Below are 19,947 nucleotides of genomic sequence, written 5' to 3' on the forward strand. Positions count from 1 at the left end.
AGAGAATTTATGATAAAAAACAAAGATTGGTGGTGGATTATGAGCAACAACTTTTTTAAAGAGCGTACTGAACCATATCAATTAAAAGTACTCAATTATTTACATGTTCGTATGAGTTTTACCGAAAAAGAAAAGAAATATTTAGAAAATCTGAGAAAAGGCTATGCTGGAGAAAAACAATTTGATCTTTGGCTATCTCAATTGACTGAAGAATATATAATTTTAAACGATTTATTATTAGAGGTTAACCACTCTGAATTTCAAATTGACTCCTTCGTTATCTCCCAACCTAATATTTATGTATTTGATGTGAAAAACCTAGAAGGGGATTATTATATTGATGCTAACGGTCATTGGTTTAAGAAACCAAACCTCGAGTCAAAAAACCACTTGATGCAAATCCAACGGAGTGAAACATTGTTAAGGCAACTCTTTCAGCAGCATAATTTACTTTTCCAAATTAAATCTTATCTGGTCTTCGTTAACCCTGAATTTGTCCTTCTCCAAGCCAATAAAGATCTTCCCATTATCTACCCAAATCAGCTTCAACGTTTTCAAAAACAGCTTCTACATTCACCCTCGAAGTTACAACCAAAACACAACCAATTAGCTCATAAAATGTTATCCCTACATAAAACGAAATCGTCTACAAACAAAATACCTGAGTATGAATATGAGAAGTTACGTAGAGGGATAGTTTGTTGTGAGTGTAAGTTGTTTTCTGTTAGTGTAAATAAACAATATATCTTATGTAATGATTGTGGCGTTATGGAGACGGTAGAAAAAGCTATAGTAAGAAACGTGAAAGAAATTATGTTTTTATTCCCAAGTTGTAAAATTACCACTCAATTGGTATTTGAGTGGTGTTTAATTATTGAGTGTACAAGAAGAATTAGTAGAGTACTGAAAAAACATTTCAAATTAATTCGAAAAGGTAATCAATCATATTACGTTGACGAATAATAATTGTCTATTCATTAACCTGTCTCACCTTCGCTAGCATGGATTAATCTTCGCGACATTTTACTTCCTTCTTCTTCCTCAAATGTCGCGGAACCACTCCTCTCGCGACATTTCACTTCCTTCTTCTTCCTCAAATGTCGCGGAACTGCTTCTCTCGCGACATTTCACTTCCTTCTTCTTCCTCAAATGTCGCGGAACTGCTCCTCTCGCGACATTTCACCTCCTTCTTCTTCCTCAAATGTCGCGGAACCACTCCTCTCGCGACATTTCACCTCCTTCCTTAAATAGCACTCTTCAATCTTTCAACCCAACACAAAAAACCAGGCAGATTCATCTACCTGGCTCCCCCATTATTTTTTTCGAAATTATCTACTGGCTTACTTTTGCATTAAATTGCCCCAGCAGTATCCTCTACTGCCTGGCTTCCCCCGCCATCTTATACTCAATACCAACACTACACCCTAACTCTCGCCCGCTTTGAAAAGAACATTTCTACTGCTAACCCTTTTTCAATGCGACCTGTTTTAATATGATAATCCATCGTAGCAAGCTCATCCAACAAATGAAGCAATTCGTCATCCTCGAATTGACGCACTTCTGTCGCTGCTAGCTTTACAACATAGGGATGAAGCTTTAATTGACCCGCAATTTGCTTTTGTGAATATCCTTGCTGCGTCATTTGTTTCACTTGGTACAAAATCCGAAACTGTCTTACCATAAGAGCAATAATTTTAAGTGGTTCTTCTTTTTGTTTCACTAAATCGAGATATATTTTCCAAGATTTATCGATATTTCGCTTTACTACACCTTCCACTAATGCAAAGATGTTTTGTTCAAGAGATCGCGGAACTAATGATTCAACAATATCCTTTGTAATTACACCATTTTCTCCAACGTGAATGGCAATTTTCTTAGTTTCCGAAGCCATCACCATTAGAGCCGCACTAGTTAACTCTAGAAGAAGCTCAATTGCATCAGACTCAATAGATACACCATTCTCCTTACATCGCTCTGTAACCCACTGGTGAAGCTCTTTCTCCTCCAAAGGAGAGCCATCAAGAAATTCACCATTTTTTTTCGCAAGCTTAACGATCTTTTTCCTTTCATCTAATTTATCATATGGAGCATGAATGATAAAAACCGTTTGCTCTGCTGGATCTTCTAAGTATTTTTCCAACTTCTTTAGATCGTGCTCCACTTTCGACGATTCTTTCGCTGTACTAAAGAAATAAGCGTCCTTTAAGATAACCACACGTTTCCCACCCATAAAAGGAAAAGTATAAGCTTCCTCAATTGCAACTTCCACAGAATGTTCCTTCATATCTAATTTGGATAAGTTAAACTCCACCTCATCCTCTGTTAGGGTTTGTTTCATGATCGCTTGGAGTGTATCCTCAATTAAATATTGTTCCGTTCCAGCTAATAAATAGATGGAGGATATATCTCCTTTTTTTATTCGTTTTATAACATCTATGTAAGCCAAGGTTTACACCCCTTTTGACTAATTTGTACTTTACTCTTATGTAGTTTATCATAGAAATAGAAAAAGGGGAGAAAAACAGTAAATGCTTTCTCCCCATTTATGATAAACGCCATTGCAAAGTGCCTAGGATCCTTCGCAGTGACGATAATCCCGTTCGTCATTATTTAGTTAATAACTCTCTGTACTCGTTATCATATCCTATGCAGCGGTCAGTTATAGGTGACAACTCTTTACAGCTAACGCGAAACAGCGTCATATCAACGTTTCACTTTTTTGTGGATTTTTTTCCACTATTACCGTATACTAAATGATTGAATGGGGGGATTATGATGAATGAATTTGAAAAAGAAGTTCAATCAACTCGAAATGATGCTATCGATAGTGGGGTAGGCTTTGTCGTTTCTTTTGGTTTTTTTATGACAATCTTCATCATTGCTCAAGTAATCGAATTTTTCGGAACAAGATAAGTAATTACATAAGAAAGTAGTTGCTAAAGGGAGTTTTTCATTAGTTTGGTTAAAACAAAACCAAACCGTTGAATACTCCCTCTTTCAATTCCAAAACCCACAGTAAAAATGTATTAATCAGTTTCTCTCATTCCCTTTGAAGGGTTGTCACAATCCTCATTTTTCCATCACTGGTGAAAATCTGAATACCCCCATCATAATCCGTACGATAGGTAACTATCCCTAAATCATCCAATAGATCTAAAACCTCATTGTGAGGATGATTGTATCGATTATTTTGCCCAGCGGATACTAGTGCTATTTTAGGTTGTAGCAATGTTAAAAAAGGTTCACTTGAAGAAGTTTTACTGCCGTGATGCCCTACCTTTAAAATGTCTGATGATAGCGTAGGATAATCCGCAAGTATGCGCCTTTCCCCCTCCTCTTCTAAGTCCCCAGTAAATAAAAAAGACACTCCTTCAATTAATGCAACGAGGACGATAGATCGATTATTTCCTTCCCAGGCATCATTATTTGGATGAATGATGGCAAACCTGTCTCTACCTTCTCGCCACCTTTGCCCTTCCTTTGCCCACTGAATAGGTATCTTCTGATCAAAAATACATTGAAGAGATTTTCTCGTTTCATCATCAAACTCTGAAGCTATTGGATAGTATGCTTTTTTTATTATAAATTCATCTACTACTGTACAAACTTCCCCAACGTGATCCATATGCCCATGAGTTAAAATAAGTTTATCAATGGTATAGATACCGTTTCCTTTTAAGAAGGGTTCTATTACTCTTTTTCCTGGTCCAATGACAGTTTCTTGTTTCTTCCCATCCCAACTTACAATACCACCTGTATCTATCAGATAAACGCCTTTTCTCCTTGGTAGCTCGACCACAATGGAATCCCCTTGACCCACATCAAGCATGGTAATAACAGCGTAATTGCGAAAATACGGGGAGAACATTTGTATTGCTAACAAGAGAAATAAAAGAAAAACGGTTACAATCCTAAGCTTGCTTTTCCTCTCAAACGCAAGAAATAGGACAATAATTATTATGTACATTAGAAAAACCATCATATTTGAAGGTTGACCAAAGACAAGCATTCCCCATTTCCACTGAACAACAAAATCAATTATCTCATGAGCTATATGAAGGCTATAGGATGCCAGGGCGAGGCTTATTTTTCCTAAAGGGGGGAATATAAGAAAGAAAATCATGGTAATAAACGATAGCGGTAAAAACCACAAGGATATAAATGGAATGAACAATACATTAATGGGGAGAGTGAAGAGTGATACCTCATAAAAGTGATATAACGTTAATGGCAAGGAGAATAATTGTGCAACAAGAGTAACCTTTACCATTAGTAACATTTTATTCTTTTCATGAAAAAATGAAGTGGATACAAGTAAAGCAAAGCTTGTTAAAAACGAAAGTTGAAACCCTAAATGAAAAACGATAAGAGGATTGTTAAACAACAGGAGAATACAAATACAAGCAATTACATCCACTCCATTCCATTTTCTTTTCATTACGATTGTTCCTAGTAAAATAAGCATACTCATTAGGGATGCTCGTATAACAGAAGGAGCTGCGCCAGTAAGAAAAATGTAAAATGGAAATAGACAAATTAATATTACTGCAGCAGTTTCTCTTGTTAAACCAACACGACATAGTAGAAAAAAGAGGGAAAAAGTAATCATTCCAACATGTAAACCAGAAACAGCTAATAAATGTAATGCACCGAGTTTTTGATAGGTAGTAATTCGTTCTTCGGTTATAAAAGATCGATCCCCATATATTAGTGCAATCATCAATGAGCGAGCCTCATTATGTTCGATAGAAGTGTTTAGGGTCCGAATCCCTTTTTCCCTTATTTCACTCATCAAGCCCTTGAAGCTTTTTTCAATCTGGTCATTACAAGTTACCTCGTTTGTAGAAAGAATCCAATGAATGCCCATCTCTTTTAAATAACCATCATAGGAAAACCCATAAGGATTACGATTAGAAGATGCCTTTTGTAGTTTCCCTTCAAACCAGCACAGTTGTCCATATGTAGGTACCATTGATGCAACTTTACTAAAAACCTGTAACTTCTCCTCTCGATCTATCACATTGATCTCATAAGAAAATTGCATGGAGTTCGTAATAGATGGTTCATTAGAAATGACACCTCGAAAAGTAGTTTCACTTCCTAAAAAAGATGTAGCACTTTTCTCTAGATGCCAATCTGTGTAAAAGTAAAAAAGGAAAACACATAAAAGTGCTATTAAAATATTCGCTGTATCCCTCCACTTTTTTATTGATATAACGAATGGGAAACAACCAACAAATAGCAACACAAAGCTCCAAAAAGTAAAACCTAATACTGCAAATAAAATACCACTAATACATAAAAACGCATAGCAATACAAACGCTGTGTCATTAGAAAGGTCAACCTCCATTACTTACTATTAAGTTTTATGGAAAAATACGGGAAGATAAAATGGAAGAGAGGGAGGATAAATCCCTCTTCCATGGCATATATTACGAGGAAGTATAAAGCTTATTCGCGGTATCTGATAAGCGCTTTAATTCAGACTGCTCTAATCCAAGAGACTCTAAATGTGACAAAAGTTCTGCCGTAAAACGAAGCTTTTCCTTATTATTTACATCTAGGATCATTTCTTCTAACTCTACTTGTTCAAACTCTACACCAGCTTGTCCAAAAAGTTCTTCTGCGTAAGGATGGTTCTTATAATTTGCAGCAAAGTAAACTTTTTTAATACCAGCCTGTATTAAAGCTTTACAGCAATTTAGACAAGGAAAATGGGTAACATATATTTCAGCACCCTCTGTTGCTACACCAAATTTTGCACATTGTAAGATAGCATTCACTTCCGCGTGAATCGTTCTCACGCAATGATCATCGATTACATAGCAACCTTCATCTATACAATGAACCCCACCTGAAATGGCTCCGTTGTATCCTCCTGCAATAATTCGTTTATCTCTTACGATTGTTGCACCTACCATTAATCTTGAACATGTACTCCGTAAAGCTAGTAAATGACTTTGTGCCATAAAATATTGGTGCCATGATATTCGTTCCATTTTCTATACCCCCTATGATATTTCTACTATGAAAAAAATTAGTTAGTATACCCTGAAAATACACGTTAGTAATAGCGTTTAACTTATCTATTATGCCTAACTTTGATGGTAATTATTCCATTCGTTTCAGCCTACTCTCTTTCCTATGGGAGTTGCCGAGCCTTCTACTCTACATCCCACAGGACTTTGAATATGCATTCTCGAAACCACAACGCACATAGAAAAATGCGTTTTTCAAGGAGTCTTGCTGACTTGCGCTCATTCCATAAAAAATGAGTGGTACTAAAATACTATATAATGTATCTTCATCCACTATGGTGCAAAACTCCCTTGTCCTACAAATCAAACAACATAGTCTATATGTAATATCTTAATTTTAGACAAATTTCTCAATTTCCTCAACGTATATTTTTATTATGGTACTTTAATAAACTCTCTCATATTGTCTAGCGTTTTCTCTCCGATACCAGGAACCTTTGTTAAGTCTTCTTCCTTTTGAAAAGGTCCATTTTCCTCCCTATACTGAATAATAGCAGCGGCCTTTGAAGGACCAATCCCTGGAATAGCAGTTAACTCATCAGCCGTGGCTTTATTTACTGCAATTTTCCCACCAGAGGAGGATGATGAAACAGATACCATCTCATAGACTTCTCCCCCCTCAACAATCGGAGGAACATAAATAACCATTTCATCATAACACTTTTCTGCGAGATTAATCGCTCTTTGTTCTCCATTTTCTGTAATCCCTCCGGCCTTCTCAATTGCAGCAAAAACCCGGTCTCCCTCTACCATTTCATAAATACCTGGAACATTCACTTCTCCTTTAATATCTACGAAAATATAGGGAAGATTGTTTTCTGAGTCCTCCGAGTTAACCTCCATTTCTTGCTCGCTTCCCCCTGCAAAATCCCATGGGTCCTCCCATTCATCAGCATCTTGTTTCGTCTCACTATAGGAAGTATAAAAGTGAAATGCTACTCCCCCAACGAAAAAACAACTAACACTTATAGCAATCATAATTAGTTTTTCTTTTTGTTTCCATAAAAACATAACATCACTCTTTCTTAAAAAGTATAGTAGACATGTAAAGCACAGAAATAAGGTTGACCAATAACATATTCATTTTTTAACCGTCATACAATAAATAGGAGTATTAGTAAATAAGGAGGGGGAGCGATATGAAGAAAATTGGTTTCATTGGAACGGGAAGCATGGGTAATATTCTTATTTCATCCTTTCTCGATGCCAAGGCCATCGCCCCAAATAATGTGTATGTAACGAACCGGACTTTGAAAAAAGCACATGACATTGCTTCTCAATATGATGGAGTACATGTTGTCGAAGATGTAAAAACATTAGTAAAAGAGGTTGATTACATTTTCTTATGTGTAAAACCGCTTCAAATGATTCCATTGCTAGAAGAAGTAAAGCATTGTATTACAAAAGAACATACCCTTATCTCTATTACTAGCCCATTATTAGTGGAAGAATTAGAAAATACTACAGATGCAAAAGTGATACGCTTTATACCTAGTATTGTAAACCGTGCTTTAGACGGCCCTTCTCTTGTTACCTTTGGAAAAACATGTTCAGACAGTGATAAGGAATGCTTTCTAAGCTTCGTTAAGAAGATTTCTCGACCCGAAATCATTGACAACAATATAACTCGAGTTGCTTCTGATATAGGCTGCTGTGGTCCTGCATTCATTAGTTTTATTGTAGAGCAGATGATACAGTCAGCTGTGGAAGAAACAGAGATATCAAAAGAGGAAGCAACTACCATTATGGAATCAATGCTCATCGGATATGGGGAGCTATTAAGACAAAAGCACTTCACCTTGGAAACGTTACGTGAAAGAGTGACTGTCCCAGGGGGAGTAACAGGTGTAGGGTTAGATGTATTGCGTGCAGAGGTCGGTAAACAATTTAATAAAATGTTTGTAAAAACACACGAAAAGTACGACGAGGATCGTAGATTAATTCACGAACAGTTAAATAAAAGCCCTAAAATAAATCATAGTAACTAAATAATTGAGAAAGGGTATGGAAAAGATTATACAATCTAATTCCATACCCTTTATATTCTTCCACAGCTTCAATAATTCCTGCTTACTTTTTCACCGCTTTAAAAAATAATCGTTCATCGGTTTCCGAAGGGGTGCTTTCACCAAATTCCGAGGTTACCTCAATCTCATGAAACCCAGCTTTTTCAAGCCAATGAATATAGAACTCTTGAGGAAAGGTACGTTGATATAACTCCTCGTCCATACGTTCGTAGGAACCATTTGCTTGTTTTACGAAGAAAGTTAACGAGTGCTCCACACTAAATTTTTCTTCTCCAGGAGAGCAAAACCACAAATACGATATATCTTCCCCATTTTCTCCATAAAGTTGATCCAAAAAGATATTCACCATCTTATATGTTGTGTGTACATCAAATAAAAACACACCGCCAGTTCGTAAGGCAGTAGCTACACGAGAAAAAGTATCCTGCACATCATCTTCTTCTCGTAGATAGTTTAAACCATCACAAAATAAAGTAACCCCGTCTAGATCATGAAATCCTTCTAACGTTCTCATATCTTGTTGAAATAATGGAATCAGCGTTTTTTCGTTTCTAACTTTTTCTTCTGCTATTGTTAACATATGCTGTGAAATATCTGCACCTTGTACAACATAACCTTGTTTTTGAAGAAGAATAGCAAGTGTACCTGTTCCACATGCTAAATCAAGAATACGGGAACGTTCCTTTAAGAATTTCTTCGTATAAATCATCCATTGATTATACGGAACATCTTCCATTAATGCATCATAAACAGATGCAAAATGCTGTTCATTCATAAAACATTTGCTCCTAACCCAACAAACATTATGTGTTTAATAATTGCTCTACAGATAGAGTTGGAGCATCGCCCCATAGCTTTTCAAGATTATAATACGGTCTTTCATCTTTATGAAATACATGTACGATAACATGATTAAGATCGATTAATACCCATCTACTTTCCTCTAATCCTTCTAACCGTTTTAATTCTAATCCATTTTCAATAGCTTTTTCTTTTACTCCTCTCGCAATAGCCTCTACTTGTTTTTCAGAATTACCATGACAAATCACAAAATAATCCGCTATTAACGAAATACCCTCCATATTAAGTACAACAATGTTTGCTGCGTTTTTATCATCTGCAGCCCTAACCGCTAAATCTAACAAGTCATTTTTTTGCATAAAAAACTCATGACCTCCTTTTGATATCAAAAATTAATTCATTATAAGCTTCGAATGTTTCAGGATAAACAGATTGTTGCTTACTAACCAAAAACATAATGGTATTTCTTAATGACAATAAGCAAGCCTTCTCTAAGTCCAATCTAGCTTCTTCCCGAACTTCTTCCACGCCAGAGAAGGTTCTTCCAGGTTCGATATAGTCAGCAAGAAAAACCACTTTTTCTAACTTCGTCATGTTTGCTCTTCCAGTTGTATGGTACCTTATAGCTGATAGAATCTCCAAATCGGTAACACCTAATTCAGTTGAAACGTAATAAGCCCCAACAAATGAATGTAAAATCTCATCACCATAGTGTAATAAAAGAGGAGATAAACCTTCTGATTGAACCGTTTTTCTCATTTCCTCCACAGGACGATATTTTGCATAATCGTGTAAAATAGCAGCCAACCTAGCTTTCGAAATATCAACTTGAAATCGTCGTGCTAGAACTTCCGCTTCTTCTGTAACTCGCAGGGTGTGTTCATACCTTCTTCTCTTTAAACTTTTTTCTACTGCAGCAAGCGCTTTTGCTTCATCCATACAACTGACGCTCCTTTATAAACTCATAAACATCCTTCGTTAATAAAAATCGATTCAGTAAACCTCTCTGAACAGAATCACGAATAGAGCTAGATGAAACATCCACTGTCGAACCTTCTACCATCAAAATATTCTCTGAAAAACTCTCTTTCTCCGATTCAAATCCAGGGCGACGAATGACAATGAAGGTAACTAGTTGTTGGAGACGTTCACTTTTATACCAACTGTTCAATGTCAGCAAACTATCCTCACCAAGGATAAAGAAAAATTGTATATCTGGAAATTCCTTCGTCAAAAGTTCCATTGTATCAGTAGAGTAAGAAAACCCTTCCCGTTGAAGCTCAATTTCACACAAAGAATAGCTTTCATGCAATGCCACCATTTTTTTTACCATTTCTAATCGGTCTTCTTGACTAGTATTGTTTACAATTTCTTTATGGGGAGGAATCCGATTTGGCATCCACCACACCTCATCTAACTTCACCTTAAGTCTAGCTTCCTCTGCCATGAATAGATGCCCAATGTGTGGTGGGTCAAACGTACCTCCTAAAATACCGATACGTTTCATCCCTACCCCCTTATGGCAATTCGATTTTCTTACTCTTTTCAGATTCCTTGTAAAGAACAATGGTACTTCCTATCAGTTGCACAACTTCTGCATTAGCTCCGTGTGATATTTCTTCTGCTACCTCCTCACGATCCTCATCGCAATTTTGTAGTACACTTACTTTTATTAATTCTCTTGCCTCTAACGCATCATCAACTTGCTTTATTAAGTTTTCATTCACTCCCCCTTTACCAACTTGAAAAATCGGTTTAAGATGGTGAGCTTTGCTTTTTAGAAATTTTTTCTGTTTACTTGTTAGCATTATTTTTCTCCCTTCAAATGCTTTAATACTACATTTCTCATTGTATCTATTGGAGCTTCTATATTTGTCCAATGCTCAAACGCGAGTGCCCCTTGATAAACGAACATATCTACCCCATTTAACGTCGGGGCTCCCATTTCTTCTGCTTCCCTTAAAAACTTCGTTTGTACAGGAGTATAGATTAGATCACTTACGAAAGCACCTTTCTTTAGTCGTTGCAACGATATTGGTATCGCATCTATTTCAGGCAACATGCCAATAGAAGTAGTATTTATAATAATATCAAATTCATCTAACCTTTGTTCAGCTTCTTCTATCGTCATAGCGGATGAAGCAGCAAATCTTGAACAACTTGATTGCAGTTCTTGTGCCTTAGCTAATGTGCGGTTTGCGATAACTATTTGTTTCACACCATGCTTAGCTAATGTTAAGGAGACCGCTTTGGAAGCTCCTCCTGCACCAATCATTAATACACTTTTGCTAGAAAGTTCTTCCTTCATTGCAGCCAACAAGGAGCGTAAATAACCTTCTCCATCAGTATTATAACCTTTTAGACGCCCATTTACGTTAACAATCGTGTTTACTGCCCCTATTTCCTTGGCTAGTCCATCTATTTCATCTAAGTAGTTCATTACTTCGACCTTATGAGGAATTGTTACATTCACTCCCTGTAGTCCTAATCCCCGTACACCTTGTATTGCTATCTCTAATTGATCTGGACGGACTTCAAAAGCGTGGTATGCCATAGATAACTTTAATTTATCGTATACAGCACTGTGCATCTGAGGTGATAGAGAATGTTTGATAGGATACCCGATCACACCCATAATCTTTTTCATATTTTCCCCTCTTCCCTGTTACCCTAATATTGAAGAACGTACACTAACATGAACACCTTTTGGTGCATAGGTACGAATTGTTGCTCCTTCTCCGTGAATCGTTACCCAGCCTAAGCCTGATATGACTATATCTTGTTTTTCTTTCTTCAACTTCCATTCTTGCATTACTAAATCAGGAAAATGTTCAACATTCTTATTCATAGGTGGTGATAAAAGCTCCCCCTGATGATTTGCAAATAAATCATCAGCTTTTTCAATTTTTGTTCGATGTATAGTTAATTCGTTTGAAAAGTAACAAACAAAAGACTGGCTATCTCCTTGTACAAAATCCACTCTTGCCATTCCACCAAAGAATAACGTTTGACCACTATCTAGTTGATATACTTTTGGCTTGATCTCTTTACGAGGAGAAATAATTTTTAATTCATTTTTATCTAATAAATGAGCCATTTGATGATGATTTATTATCCCTGGGGTATCAAATAGAGAAGATCCGTCATCTAATGGTACATCAATCATGTCTAATGTGGTTCCTGGAATATTGGATGTTGTAATCATAAACTCATCGTCTGCACCAAATTCTTTTAATAGGCGGTTAATAAATGTTGATTTCCCAACATTCGTAGATCCCACTATATATACGTCTCGTTTCCCTCGATACGTTTCAATAAGGTTTGCAGCTTCAAGGACACCTTCACCTGTGTCCGCACTCATTAAGTGAACATCTTTCGTTTGGAGTCCATAGTTTTTACTTTGCAGCTTCATCCAATTAATGAGTTTCGTTCTCTTTACTGATTTTGGCAACAGATCCACTTTATTTCCTACTAACAGAATAGGATTCTTGCCTACAAATCGATGTAAACCCGGTAACCAACTTCCATCAAAATCAAAAATATCTACAATTTTTACGATCAATGCATTTTTTTGACCTAACTCATTTAGAATTTTTAAAAAATCATCATCTGTTAAGGATACATCCTGAACTTCATTATAATGCTTTAATCGATAACATCTCTGACAAATGACAACTTCTCTTTCTAACGCTGACTTTGGAGTATAACCAATAGATTTTTGGTCCTCCGTCTGTATTTTAATACCACAACCAGAACAGATTACTGATGGGTTATTTGCTTCTTCCACCTTTTCATACCCCGCTTTCTAAGTACAACTTATTGATTTGATACTAACTAATAGTCTCCCATATTTGCTCTTCCTCTATTACAAAACAGGTAAGATATTCCTCTATCATACATCCAACTAAATAAAAGTTTCAACGTAGAAGCGAAATTATTTTCAAGACTGCACGTCCTTACTCTAATAATTTTAAAAATATGTTAAAAACTTTTCGACATTTTCCTACAAGCACAAACAATTGTGGATAACATTATACACATATCCACCTATATACCACTTACATTTTCTACCTTTATGTACAAGGTATCCACAGCTTATCCACCGAAATGTGTGGACAAGTCAGGCGTTGAGAAGCTTTTTAGAACGTGATATTATCAATTCAACACATGAAGAAGAAGCGCAATAAACATCGAAAAAATTACCACAGTAAAATTAATTTACGTGGTTCCGATGATAGACCGCTTTTTGGGATTTGATTGATTAACCTCTATTTGACAGCGGAAAAACATGAGGAGGTGGAGCTGCCATGGGGCGGCAAGGAGCTATGAAATATTTGTCGGATTCTTTGTTACTAGAAACATATGAAAAAGCTAGAGAGCTTAATTTGAGTGAGGATTTTATTTCGTTAATACAACAAGAAATTAACCGAAGACAAGTGAATCTGGAGAACCACAGTACGGTGAAATAAGATTTTATCATTTCTTTATTCTTCCATACCATCTATTCTATTGAGTTGTCTCTCTTCTTGTTGGTTGTGTTGAATGTATTGTCTCGGACTGAAACGTTTATCTCTTACACCATTTTCATCTACGAAAAAACCACCAATATCTTCATTGATCGTTTGTTTATCTACAATATTGTTTGTAGCATCTAAGTGGAAAGGAATAGCAACTGCTAAGATAGCTACAAATATAGTTAACGAAATGGAATAACTGAATTTATTATTTTTCAACCGTATCACCACCTTTACTATAAGGATGATACGGTTTTCTTTTTTTTATACTACTAACTATATTTTTTCTCTTAATAATACCGAATTTAGTGTTTGACAACATTACCTTATAAAAAAAGCGCAAGGCGCCCTCTCAGGACCGAAATGCAAATGTTCTGGACGATAAAAAGTGCTTTTTACTTTTTAATCGGGCAGGTTATTTGACACGAGCCGATGGCGCCTGGAGCTAGACATCTTTCTAAGTTCAAAAAAATTTTATAAATTCTTATCCTCCAAAATATAATAATTTTTTTATTCCTTAATATATACATGGGGTGCCTCTATATAAAAATCTATAATTTCCCAATTACTCAGTCGCGACATGTGAAAATTTCACAAAAAATACACAGATTAAAAAAATTTTTTTCGATTTTAAGTTGAGTTTCTACATATTTAATAAAAATCAGTAATTCCGGGTATCGTAAAGTGATGAGAGATGCAACGATAAACATTTTATATTATAATTTTATTTGCGCTTAATATGGATAAAAGGAATTGATATGTAACTTAATTATTACGTTTATAAAAAGGAGGTAAATCATTTGTCAACGCTTCACTTCTTAGTATTAGCACCTTTCATTATGGCGATTTTCGTTCCTTTTTTTTATAAAGGCTTTCGTCATATACACACAGGGTGGTTTGTATTAGCTCTTCCTCTCGTTTTATTTCTTTATCTTTTACAATACGTTCTACCATTTGGAGCAACACTTAACCCGACCGAATTAGTGGTTCCTTGGGTTCCATCCTTAGGAATAAATTATACAATTTACTTAGACGGTTTAAGCTTATTATTTGCTCTATTAATCACTGGGATTGGAACATTGGTCGTCCTTTATTCTATCTATTACATAGCAAATAAAAAGGATGAGCCATTAGGAAACTTTTACGTTTATTTACTAATGTTTATGGGGGCAATGCTTGGGGTTGTTTTATCCGACAATCTCATTGTCATTTACGTATTTTGGGAGTTAACAAGTTTAGCGTCTTCCTTGCTCATTGCGTATTGGTTCCACAAAGAAAAATCACGATATGGTGCCCAAAAATCAATGCTCATAACTGTATCAGGTGGATTTGCCATGTTAGCAGGTTTCTGCCTTCTGTACATTATGACAGGTACCTTTAGTATTCAGGGAATCATTGCACAAGCGGATGTTATCGTGACGAGTTCTCTATTTGTTCCTGCTATGATTCTTGTACTTTTAGGAGCATTTACAAAATCAGCACAATTTCCATTCCACATTTGGTTACCAGATGCCATGGAAGCACCAACACCTGTTAGCGCATATTTACACTCAGCAACAATGGTTAAAGCTGGTATCTATTTAGTTGCGAGAACTACTCCTATCTTCGGTGGAACTCCCGAATGGTTTTGGATTATTACAAGCTTTGGACTGCTTACACTTATCTGGGGCTCCATTTCAGCAATTCGACAAGTGGACTTGAAGGCGATTTTAGCCTTTTCAACAATAAGTCAATTAGGTTTGATTATGGCTTTATTTGGAATAGGTTCAGCCTCTTTTTTAGACCATGTAGCAGAAGTAGCAATCATAGCTGCAATATTCCATCTAATTAACCATGCAACCTTTAAAGGCAGTCTCTTTATGATTGTTGGTATTGTGGATCATGAAACTGGTACGAGGGATATACGTAAACTCGGTGGGTTAATGTCTATCATGCCGATAACATTCACCATTTCTATTATCGGAATTGCATCAATGGCAGGTTTACCACCATTTAATGGATTCCTAAGTAAAGAAATGTTCTTTACTGGAGTATTAGAAGCAACGACATTATCTGTATTCAATGTACAGACTTTTGGCTTCCTATTCCCAATAATCGCTTGGATTGCAAGTGTATTTACTTTTGTTTACTGTATGATCATGTTCTTTAAAACATTTACAGGTAAATATCAGCCTGAGAAGTTAGAAAAAGAAGCACACGAAGCTCCAATTGGATTATTGATTTCACCAATTATTCTAGCTTCCTTAGTTGTTATTATTGGGTTATTCCCAAATATCCTTTCATGGACAATAATTGGTCCAGCAGTTCAATCTGTCATACCAGGTATTGAAATTCAGCCAGGTGATATCAACATCTATCACTGGCATGGATTGAACACAGAACTATTTATGACGATTGGGGTTGTTCTTTTCGGACTATTAGTGTTCATTAATCTAAGTCGTTGGCAGGAATCTACCTTCTTCTTACATGAGCGTGATCCATTAAACCGACTTTATGACGGTGGACTTGAAGGTCTAGTAACTGGCTCAAAGCGTGTTACGGATATGCAGTTAACGGGATTATTAAGAGACTATTTTGCATACATGATGGTATTTATGATTTTCTTGTTAGGCTGGACTTTCTTCCGTTATGAAGCTTTAGCGTTTGATTTTACGAACGTTTCAGAGATTTCACCTTACTTATGGGTAATCACCCTTATTCTAATTGGGGCAACAATCAGTGTACCTTTTATTCAACACCGTATTTCTGCCATTATTAGTGTAGGAGTTATCGGATTTTTAGTTGCACTACTTTTCGTAGTATTTAGAGCTCCTGATCTTGCGTTAACACAATTACTTGTAGAAACAGTAATGGTAGTTCTATTTTTACTTTGTTTTTACCACTTACCAGAGTTACGAAAAGAATCGTTTAAACCTAAATTTAGAATGACAAATCTTGTTATATCCATTGCCATGGGCACACTTGTTTCACTTATTGCGTTCAGTGCACATGCATTACGTCACGATCTAAAAATAGAGCCTATATCACAATTCTTTGTAGAAGCTTCCAAACCATTAGCCGGTGGCTACAACATGGTAAACGTTATTCTCGTAGACTTCCGGGGATTGGATACATTATTGGAGGTTCTTGTATTAGGGGTTGCAGCATTAGGTATTGTCACGTTAATAAAGCTTAAAATGAAGGAGGGGCAAGATCTATGAAAACGAACTATTTAATGCTTCATACGATTACAAGAGTTGTTTCGTTTATCATTCTTTCCTTCTCCATCTTCTTGTTCTTCGCAGGACATAACAATCCTGGTGGAGGTTTTATTGGAGGGCTAATGACAGCATCTGCCCTTCTCCTCCTTTATGTTAGTTTTGATATCAAATCGATTAAGAAGGTAATTCCTTTTGATTATTCCAAAATAATTGCAATTGGGTTGTTAATCGCTATTGCAACAGGACTAAACAGCATGTTGTTCGGTGATGCATTCCTAACTCAATACTTTGGGTATTACGATGTACCAATTTTAGGTGAGATTGAATTAACAACAGCACTACCTTTTGACTTAGGAATTTATTTAGTCGTTGTAGCAATATCATTGCTTATAATACTAACGATTGCGGAGGATGATTCGTAATGGAGATTTTAATGATAATTACGGTCGGCGTTCTAGTCTCCGTAAGTACGTATTTACTTTTAACAAAAAGCTTATTACGAGTAGTTCTTGGAATCGTTCTACTTTCCCATGCTGCACATTTATTGTTACTAACGATGGCAGGATTGAAAGAAGGAGCTCCCCCTCTATTAGGAGAACCAGCAGAAGCCTATGCAGATCCTTTACCGCAAGCTTTAATACTAACAGCTATTGTTATTGGATTCGGGGTTACCGCTTTTCTACTCGTATTATCATATCGAACATATAAAGAGCATAAAACAGATGATCTTGATCAATTAAGGGGTAGTGCCGATGAATAATTTAGTATTACTACCTGTCTTGGTACCATTTATCGTAGGTGTCATCCTAATATTTTTTAGGAACCAATTACAAGTACAACGATTTGTTAGTGGAGTTACGTCGTTTTTCTTAGTATTCCTTTCCATCTACTTAATTTATAACATTTATCAAGACGGGATTATCACACTTGAACTAGGTAGTTGGCAAGCACCATATGGAATCGTATTAGTAGGTGACTTGTTTGCTAGCATTATGATTGTTTTTGCTAGTATTGTTGCGGTCGCTTGTCTTTTCTTTGCCTTTCAAACGCTCCATCCTGATAGGGAAAAATATTACTTTTATCCTTTTTACTTTTTCTTATTAACTGGGGTAAATGGTTCTTTCTTAACAGGCGATATTTTTAACCTATTCGTATTCTTTGAAGTAATGCTTATCTCCTCCTTTGTGTTAATTGTTATGGGAGGGAAAAAGTATCAGTTACGGGAATCCTTTAAGTACGTTGTAATAAGCACTTTCGGTTCTATGTTCTTTATTATCGCAGTCGCATTACTATACTCTGTTACCGGAACCTTAAACTTCGCTGACCTAGCTGACAAAATAAGTCAAATACCAGCGGAAGAGTCTGGGATCTTAACTGTTATTGCGATCTTATTCCTAATTGTATTTGGTTTAAAAGGTGCTCTAGTACCACTTCATTTTTGGCTACCTAACTCTTATTTCGTCCCACCAACAGCTGTTGCAGCATTATTAGGCGGCCTACTAACAAAAGTGGGTGTATACTCAATTATGAGAACATACACACTAGTTTTCACCCATAATCAAGACTTCACCTTAAATATTGTATTGATTTTGGCTGGTTTAACAATGTTCTTTGGAGTATTAGGAGCCGTTTCTAAGTTTGACTTTAAGAGAATTTTAGCTATTCATATTGTAAGTCAGGTCGGTTATATGATCATGGGATTAGGAATCGGGACCTCCCTTGCAATCGCTGGCTCTATTTACATTATTGGTCATAACATGATTGTGAAAACAGCATTGTTCTTGTTCTGTGGAACAACAGAGAAAGTCACAGGTACAACGAATTTAAAGAAGATGAGTGGGTTATTAAAGACTCACCCTTATCTAGGATGGTTGTTCTTTGCTGCGGCAATTTCGTTAGCTGGGATCCCCCCAATGAGTGGATTCTTTAGTAAATTCGCCCTTGTATTAGCGGGTCTTGAAGAACAGCGTTACTTTATCGTGTTCGTTAGTTTGGTCGTTGGTTTATTAACACTCTTCTCTATGATAAAAATCTTTATGTATGTTTTCTGGGGTTCTCCATCCCTAACACCAGAAGAAGTTAAGAAAACGAAGATAGGCAAATTATTACTTCCTGGAATTCCATTAGTAATAATAAGCTTTTTAATGGGGGTTCTTGCTGAGCCATTATTCATCCTTTTAGAGGCTGCAGCAAATCAAATGTTAGATCCATCAATCTATATAAATTCTGTACTTAAGGAGTAGGTACTATGGCATTTCAAATCCTGCTTAATATTGGTATTGCGATCATATGGATGCTACTTCAAAATAACTTTACTGGTGTAGATTTCGCAATCGGTTATATTATTGGGTTACTTTTATTATTTGTGTTAAGACGATTTTTAACTTTTGATTTTTACTTCAGAAGAGTTGTTGCGTTAATAAAATTGATTCTATTATTTATTTACAAGTTAATACTTGCAAATATAGATGTAATTAAGATTGTATTAAGTCCTAAAATGGATATAAAGCCTGGAATTATTGCTGTTCCAACAAAGCTGAAGACAGATTGGGAAGTTACTTTACTTTCTTGTTTAATCTCCTTAACTCCAGGTACGTTATCCATGAATTTCTCTGAGGATGGTAGAACTATCTTCGTCCATTCTATCCACGTACCTGATAAAAATGAGGCGATTAAAGAGATTCGCAATTCCTTTGAGAAAGCTATTATGGAGGTGACAAAGTAATGCTTGAAACGGTAACTACCATTGTCTTATTACTCATGTCACTATCCATCCTAATTTGCTTTATACGTGTTATAAAGGGACCAACAATGTCAGATAGATTAGTTGCTCTAGATACAATTGGGCTAAACCTAATTGGGTTCATCGGTATTATCATGATTGTTCAAAGAACAGTAGCATATTCTGAAGTTATACTAGTTATTGCAATATTAGCGTTTATAGGAACAATTGCTATAGCTAAGTTTATAGAAGGAGGTGTGGTGCTTGATAGAGATCGTAATTAGCATCTTCATACTGTTGGGTGGAGCTTTTAGTGTCCTTGGCTCGATAGGGATTATCCGTTTCCCAGATGTATATGGAAGATTACATGCAGCTACAAAGAGTGCCACTCTCGGTGTCATCTGTGTAATGATAGGAACATTTCTCTTTTTCTTAGTCATTGAAGGAGAATTTATCGGAAAGCTTCTACTAACAATACTTTTCGTATTTTTAACTGCACCTGTAGCTGGTTTTATGATTTCGAAATCAGCCTATAATGTAGGTGTAAAGCTTTGGGATAAAAGCATTCAAGATGATCTGGCCAAAGAAATGAAAAGAGCAGAAAGAAAGACGAAACAACGGAGTTAGATCTAAATAGAAAAGGA

Annotated in this window: 23 protein-coding genes; 11 read left to right on the plus strand and 12 right to left on the minus strand. The window is 36.1% G+C overall.

The window, feature by feature from the left end; translation table 11 throughout:
• Positions 1–39 precede the first annotated feature (39 nt).
• Positions 40–963 carry a nuclease-related domain-containing protein gene (locus ACERII_RS15945; RefSeq protein ID WP_373643674.1) on the plus strand — a complete coding sequence of 308 codons (924 nt, stop codon included), beginning with the start codon at positions 40–42 and terminating at the stop codon, positions 961–963.
• 454 nt (positions 964–1,417) lie between these two features.
• Here the strand turns inward: ACERII_RS15945 and holA are convergent, their stop codons facing one another.
• Positions 1,418–2,446, minus strand: coding sequence for a DNA polymerase III subunit delta (gene holA / locus ACERII_RS15950; protein ID WP_373643676.1), 1,029 nt, complete (start codon positions 2,444–2,446; stop codon positions 1,418–1,420).
• A 329-nt stretch (positions 2,447–2,775) separates the two neighbouring features.
• Between holA and ACERII_RS15955 the strand changes: the two genes are divergently transcribed.
• On the plus strand, positions 2,776–2,913 hold the full coding sequence (locus ACERII_RS15955) for a YqzM family protein (RefSeq protein WP_373643677.1): 138 nt from the start codon (positions 2,776–2,778) through the stop codon (positions 2,911–2,913).
• Positions 2,914–3,040: 127 nt separating this feature from the next.
• Here ACERII_RS15955 and ACERII_RS15960 read toward each other — a convergent pair whose 3' ends face one another.
• The 3 genes from ACERII_RS15960 to ACERII_RS15970 form a co-directional block, all read right to left on the minus strand.
• Positions 3,041–5,332 carry a DNA internalization-related competence protein ComEC/Rec2 gene (locus ACERII_RS15960; RefSeq protein ID WP_373643678.1) on the minus strand — a complete coding sequence of 764 codons (2,292 nt, stop codon included), beginning with the start codon at positions 5,330–5,332 and terminating at the stop codon, positions 3,041–3,043.
• Between the two features lie 101 nt (positions 5,333–5,433).
• Positions 5,434–6,000, minus strand: a complete 567-nt coding sequence (locus ACERII_RS15965; protein ID WP_373643680.1) for a ComE operon protein 2 — start codon at positions 5,998–6,000, stop codon at positions 5,434–5,436.
• A 414-nt stretch (positions 6,001–6,414) separates the two neighbouring features.
• Positions 6,415–7,050 (minus strand): helix-hairpin-helix domain-containing protein, encoded by a 636-nt coding sequence (locus tag ACERII_RS15970; RefSeq protein WP_373643681.1) that lies wholly within the window; start codon positions 7,048–7,050, stop codon positions 6,415–6,417.
• 128 nt (positions 7,051–7,178) lie between these two features.
• Here ACERII_RS15970 and comER point away from each other — a divergent pair, with 128 nt between their 5' ends.
• The gene (gene comER, locus ACERII_RS15975) at positions 7,179–8,027 is read left to right on the plus strand and encodes a late competence protein ComER (protein WP_373643683.1); all 849 of its coding nucleotides are present in this window, start codon (positions 7,179–7,181) and stop codon (positions 8,025–8,027) included.
• Positions 8,028–8,109: 82 nt separating this feature from the next.
• Here comER and ACERII_RS15980 read toward each other — a convergent pair whose 3' ends face one another.
• The 7 genes from ACERII_RS15980 to yqeH are packed head-to-tail and all read right to left on the minus strand — an operon-like array spanning position 8,110 to position 12,654.
• On the minus strand, positions 8,110–8,841 hold the full coding sequence (locus ACERII_RS15980) for a class I SAM-dependent DNA methyltransferase (RefSeq protein WP_373643685.1): 732 nt from the start codon (positions 8,839–8,841) through the stop codon (positions 8,110–8,112).
• Between the two features lie 28 nt (positions 8,842–8,869).
• A complete protein-coding gene (gene rsfS, locus ACERII_RS15985) occupies positions 8,870–9,226 on the minus strand; it encodes a ribosome silencing factor (protein ID WP_373643687.1) in 357 nt (118 codons plus the stop codon).
• Positions 9,227–9,233: 7 nt separating this feature from the next.
• Complete coding sequence (gene yqeK, locus ACERII_RS15990) at positions 9,234–9,806, minus strand: bis(5'-nucleosyl)-tetraphosphatase (symmetrical) YqeK (protein ID WP_373643689.1); 573 nt, start codon at positions 9,804–9,806, stop codon at positions 9,234–9,236.
• Positions 9,799–10,374: a nicotinate-nucleotide adenylyltransferase gene (locus ACERII_RS15995; RefSeq protein WP_373643691.1), complete on the minus strand. Its 576-nt coding sequence runs from the start codon at positions 10,372–10,374 to the stop codon at positions 9,799–9,801. The genes yqeK and ACERII_RS15995 overlap by 8 nt, the downstream gene beginning before the upstream one ends.
• A gap of 10 nt (positions 10,375–10,384) precedes the next feature.
• Entirely contained in the window at positions 10,385–10,675 is a 291-nt protein-coding gene (gene yhbY, locus ACERII_RS16000; RefSeq protein WP_373643693.1) for a ribosome assembly RNA-binding protein YhbY, read from the minus strand.
• Entirely contained in the window at positions 10,675–11,514 is an 840-nt protein-coding gene (aroE, locus tag ACERII_RS16005; RefSeq protein ID WP_373643695.1) for a shikimate dehydrogenase, read from the minus strand. The genes yhbY and aroE overlap by 1 nt, the downstream gene beginning before the upstream one ends.
• Positions 11,515–11,532: 18 nt before the next feature.
• Positions 11,533–12,654 (minus strand): ribosome biogenesis GTPase YqeH, encoded by a 1,122-nt coding sequence (gene yqeH / locus ACERII_RS16010; RefSeq protein WP_373643697.1) that lies wholly within the window; start codon positions 12,652–12,654, stop codon positions 11,533–11,535.
• Positions 12,655–13,174: 520 nt separating this feature from the next.
• Between yqeH and ACERII_RS16015 the strand changes: the two genes are divergently transcribed.
• Complete coding sequence (locus tag ACERII_RS16015) at positions 13,175–13,336, plus strand: sporulation histidine kinase inhibitor Sda (protein WP_373643699.1); 162 nt, start codon at positions 13,175–13,177, stop codon at positions 13,334–13,336.
• Between the two features lie 15 nt (positions 13,337–13,351).
• Here ACERII_RS16015 and ACERII_RS16020 read toward each other — a convergent pair whose 3' ends face one another.
• Positions 13,352–13,600: a hypothetical protein gene (locus ACERII_RS16020; protein WP_373643700.1), complete on the minus strand. Its 249-nt coding sequence runs from the start codon at positions 13,598–13,600 to the stop codon at positions 13,352–13,354.
• A 581-nt stretch (positions 13,601–14,181) separates the two neighbouring features.
• Here ACERII_RS16020 and ACERII_RS16025 point away from each other — a divergent pair.
• From ACERII_RS16025 to mnhG, 7 genes are read left to right on the plus strand one after another with little or no spacing between them, the layout of a single operon-like run.
• A complete protein-coding gene (locus tag ACERII_RS16025) occupies positions 14,182–16,581 on the plus strand; it encodes a Na+/H+ antiporter subunit A (protein ID WP_373643702.1) in 2,400 nt (799 codons plus the stop codon).
• The gene (locus tag ACERII_RS16030) at positions 16,578–17,003 is read left to right on the plus strand and encodes a Na(+)/H(+) antiporter subunit B (protein WP_373643704.1); all 426 of its coding nucleotides are present in this window, start codon (positions 16,578–16,580) and stop codon (positions 17,001–17,003) included. The genes ACERII_RS16025 and ACERII_RS16030 overlap by 4 nt, the downstream gene beginning before the upstream one ends.
• Positions 17,003–17,341 carry a Na(+)/H(+) antiporter subunit C gene (locus ACERII_RS16035; RefSeq protein WP_373643705.1) on the plus strand — a complete coding sequence of 113 codons (339 nt, stop codon included), beginning with the start codon at positions 17,003–17,005 and terminating at the stop codon, positions 17,339–17,341. The genes ACERII_RS16030 and ACERII_RS16035 overlap by 1 nt, the downstream gene beginning before the upstream one ends.
• On the plus strand, positions 17,334–18,824 hold the full coding sequence (locus ACERII_RS16040) for a Na+/H+ antiporter subunit D (protein ID WP_373643707.1): 1,491 nt from the start codon (positions 17,334–17,336) through the stop codon (positions 18,822–18,824). The genes ACERII_RS16035 and ACERII_RS16040 overlap by 8 nt, the downstream gene beginning before the upstream one ends.
• A 5-nt stretch (positions 18,825–18,829) precedes the next feature.
• Positions 18,830–19,306: a Na+/H+ antiporter subunit E gene (locus ACERII_RS16045; RefSeq protein ID WP_373643708.1), complete on the plus strand. Its 477-nt coding sequence runs from the start codon at positions 18,830–18,832 to the stop codon at positions 19,304–19,306.
• Positions 19,306–19,587, plus strand: a complete 282-nt coding sequence (locus ACERII_RS16050; RefSeq protein WP_373643710.1) for a Na(+)/H(+) antiporter subunit F1 — start codon at positions 19,306–19,308, stop codon at positions 19,585–19,587. The genes ACERII_RS16045 and ACERII_RS16050 overlap by 1 nt, the downstream gene beginning before the upstream one ends.
• Positions 19,568–19,930, plus strand: a complete 363-nt coding sequence (gene mnhG / locus ACERII_RS16055; RefSeq protein ID WP_373643711.1) for a monovalent cation/H(+) antiporter subunit G — start codon at positions 19,568–19,570, stop codon at positions 19,928–19,930. Before ACERII_RS16050 ends, mnhG begins: the two co-directional genes overlap by 20 nt.
• Positions 19,931–19,947 lie beyond the last annotated feature (17 nt).

The sequence above is a fragment of the Evansella sp. AB-rgal1 genome, from assembly GCF_041820985.1.
Taxonomy (GTDB): Bacteria; Bacillota; Bacilli; order Bacillales; family Salisediminibacteriaceae; genus Evansella.

What these genes read in the sequence shown, in the direction of transcription:
- rsfS (WP_373643687.1), bottom strand. Translation starts at nt 9,226, where the DNA reads ATGCAAAAAAATGACTTGTTAGATTTAGCGGTTAGGGCTGCAGATGAT.
- ACERII_RS16030 (WP_373643704.1), top strand. Translation starts at nt 16,578, where the DNA reads ATGAAAACGAACTATTTAATGCTTCATACGATTACAAGAGTTGTTTCG.
- aroE (WP_373643695.1), bottom strand. Translation starts at nt 11,514, where the DNA reads ATGAAAAAGATTATGGGTGTGATCGGGTATCCTATCAAACATTCTCTA.
- comER (WP_373643683.1), top strand. Translation starts at nt 7,179, where the DNA reads ATGAAGAAAATTGGTTTCATTGGAACGGGAAGCATGGGTAATATTCTT.
- ACERII_RS16035 (WP_373643705.1), top strand. Translation starts at nt 17,003, where the DNA reads ATGGAGATTTTAATGATAATTACGGTCGGCGTTCTAGTCTCCGTAAGT.
- ACERII_RS15995 (WP_373643691.1), bottom strand. Translation starts at nt 10,374, where the DNA reads ATGAAACGTATCGGTATTTTAGGAGGTACGTTTGACCCACCACACATT.
- ACERII_RS15945 (WP_373643674.1), top strand. Translation starts at nt 40, where the DNA reads ATGAGCAACAACTTTTTTAAAGAGCGTACTGAACCATATCAATTAAAA.
- ACERII_RS16040 (WP_373643707.1), top strand. Translation starts at nt 17,334, where the DNA reads ATGAATAATTTAGTATTACTACCTGTCTTGGTACCATTTATCGTAGGT.
- yqeK (WP_373643689.1), bottom strand. Translation starts at nt 9,806, where the DNA reads ATGGATGAAGCAAAAGCGCTTGCTGCAGTAGAAAAAAGTTTAAAGAGA.
- yhbY (WP_373643693.1), bottom strand. Translation starts at nt 10,675, where the DNA reads ATGCTAACAAGTAAACAGAAAAAATTTCTAAAAAGCAAAGCTCACCAT.
- ACERII_RS15955 (WP_373643677.1), top strand. Translation starts at nt 2,776, where the DNA reads ATGAATGAATTTGAAAAAGAAGTTCAATCAACTCGAAATGATGCTATC.
- ACERII_RS15980 (WP_373643685.1), bottom strand. Translation starts at nt 8,841, where the DNA reads ATGAATGAACAGCATTTTGCATCTGTTTATGATGCATTAATGGAAGAT.
- ACERII_RS15960 (WP_373643678.1), bottom strand. Translation starts at nt 5,332, where the DNA reads ATGACACAGCGTTTGTATTGCTATGCGTTTTTATGTATTAGTGGTATT.
- ACERII_RS16045 (WP_373643708.1), top strand. Translation starts at nt 18,830, where the DNA reads ATGGCATTTCAAATCCTGCTTAATATTGGTATTGCGATCATATGGATG.
- ACERII_RS16050 (WP_373643710.1), top strand. Translation starts at nt 19,306, where the DNA reads ATGCTTGAAACGGTAACTACCATTGTCTTATTACTCATGTCACTATCC.
- ACERII_RS15965 (WP_373643680.1), bottom strand. Translation starts at nt 6,000, where the DNA reads ATGGAACGAATATCATGGCACCAATATTTTATGGCACAAAGTCATTTA.
- ACERII_RS15970 (WP_373643681.1), bottom strand. Translation starts at nt 7,050, where the DNA reads ATGTTTTTATGGAAACAAAAAGAAAAACTAATTATGATTGCTATAAGT.
- ACERII_RS16015 (WP_373643699.1), top strand. Translation starts at nt 13,175, where the DNA reads ATGGGGCGGCAAGGAGCTATGAAATATTTGTCGGATTCTTTGTTACTA.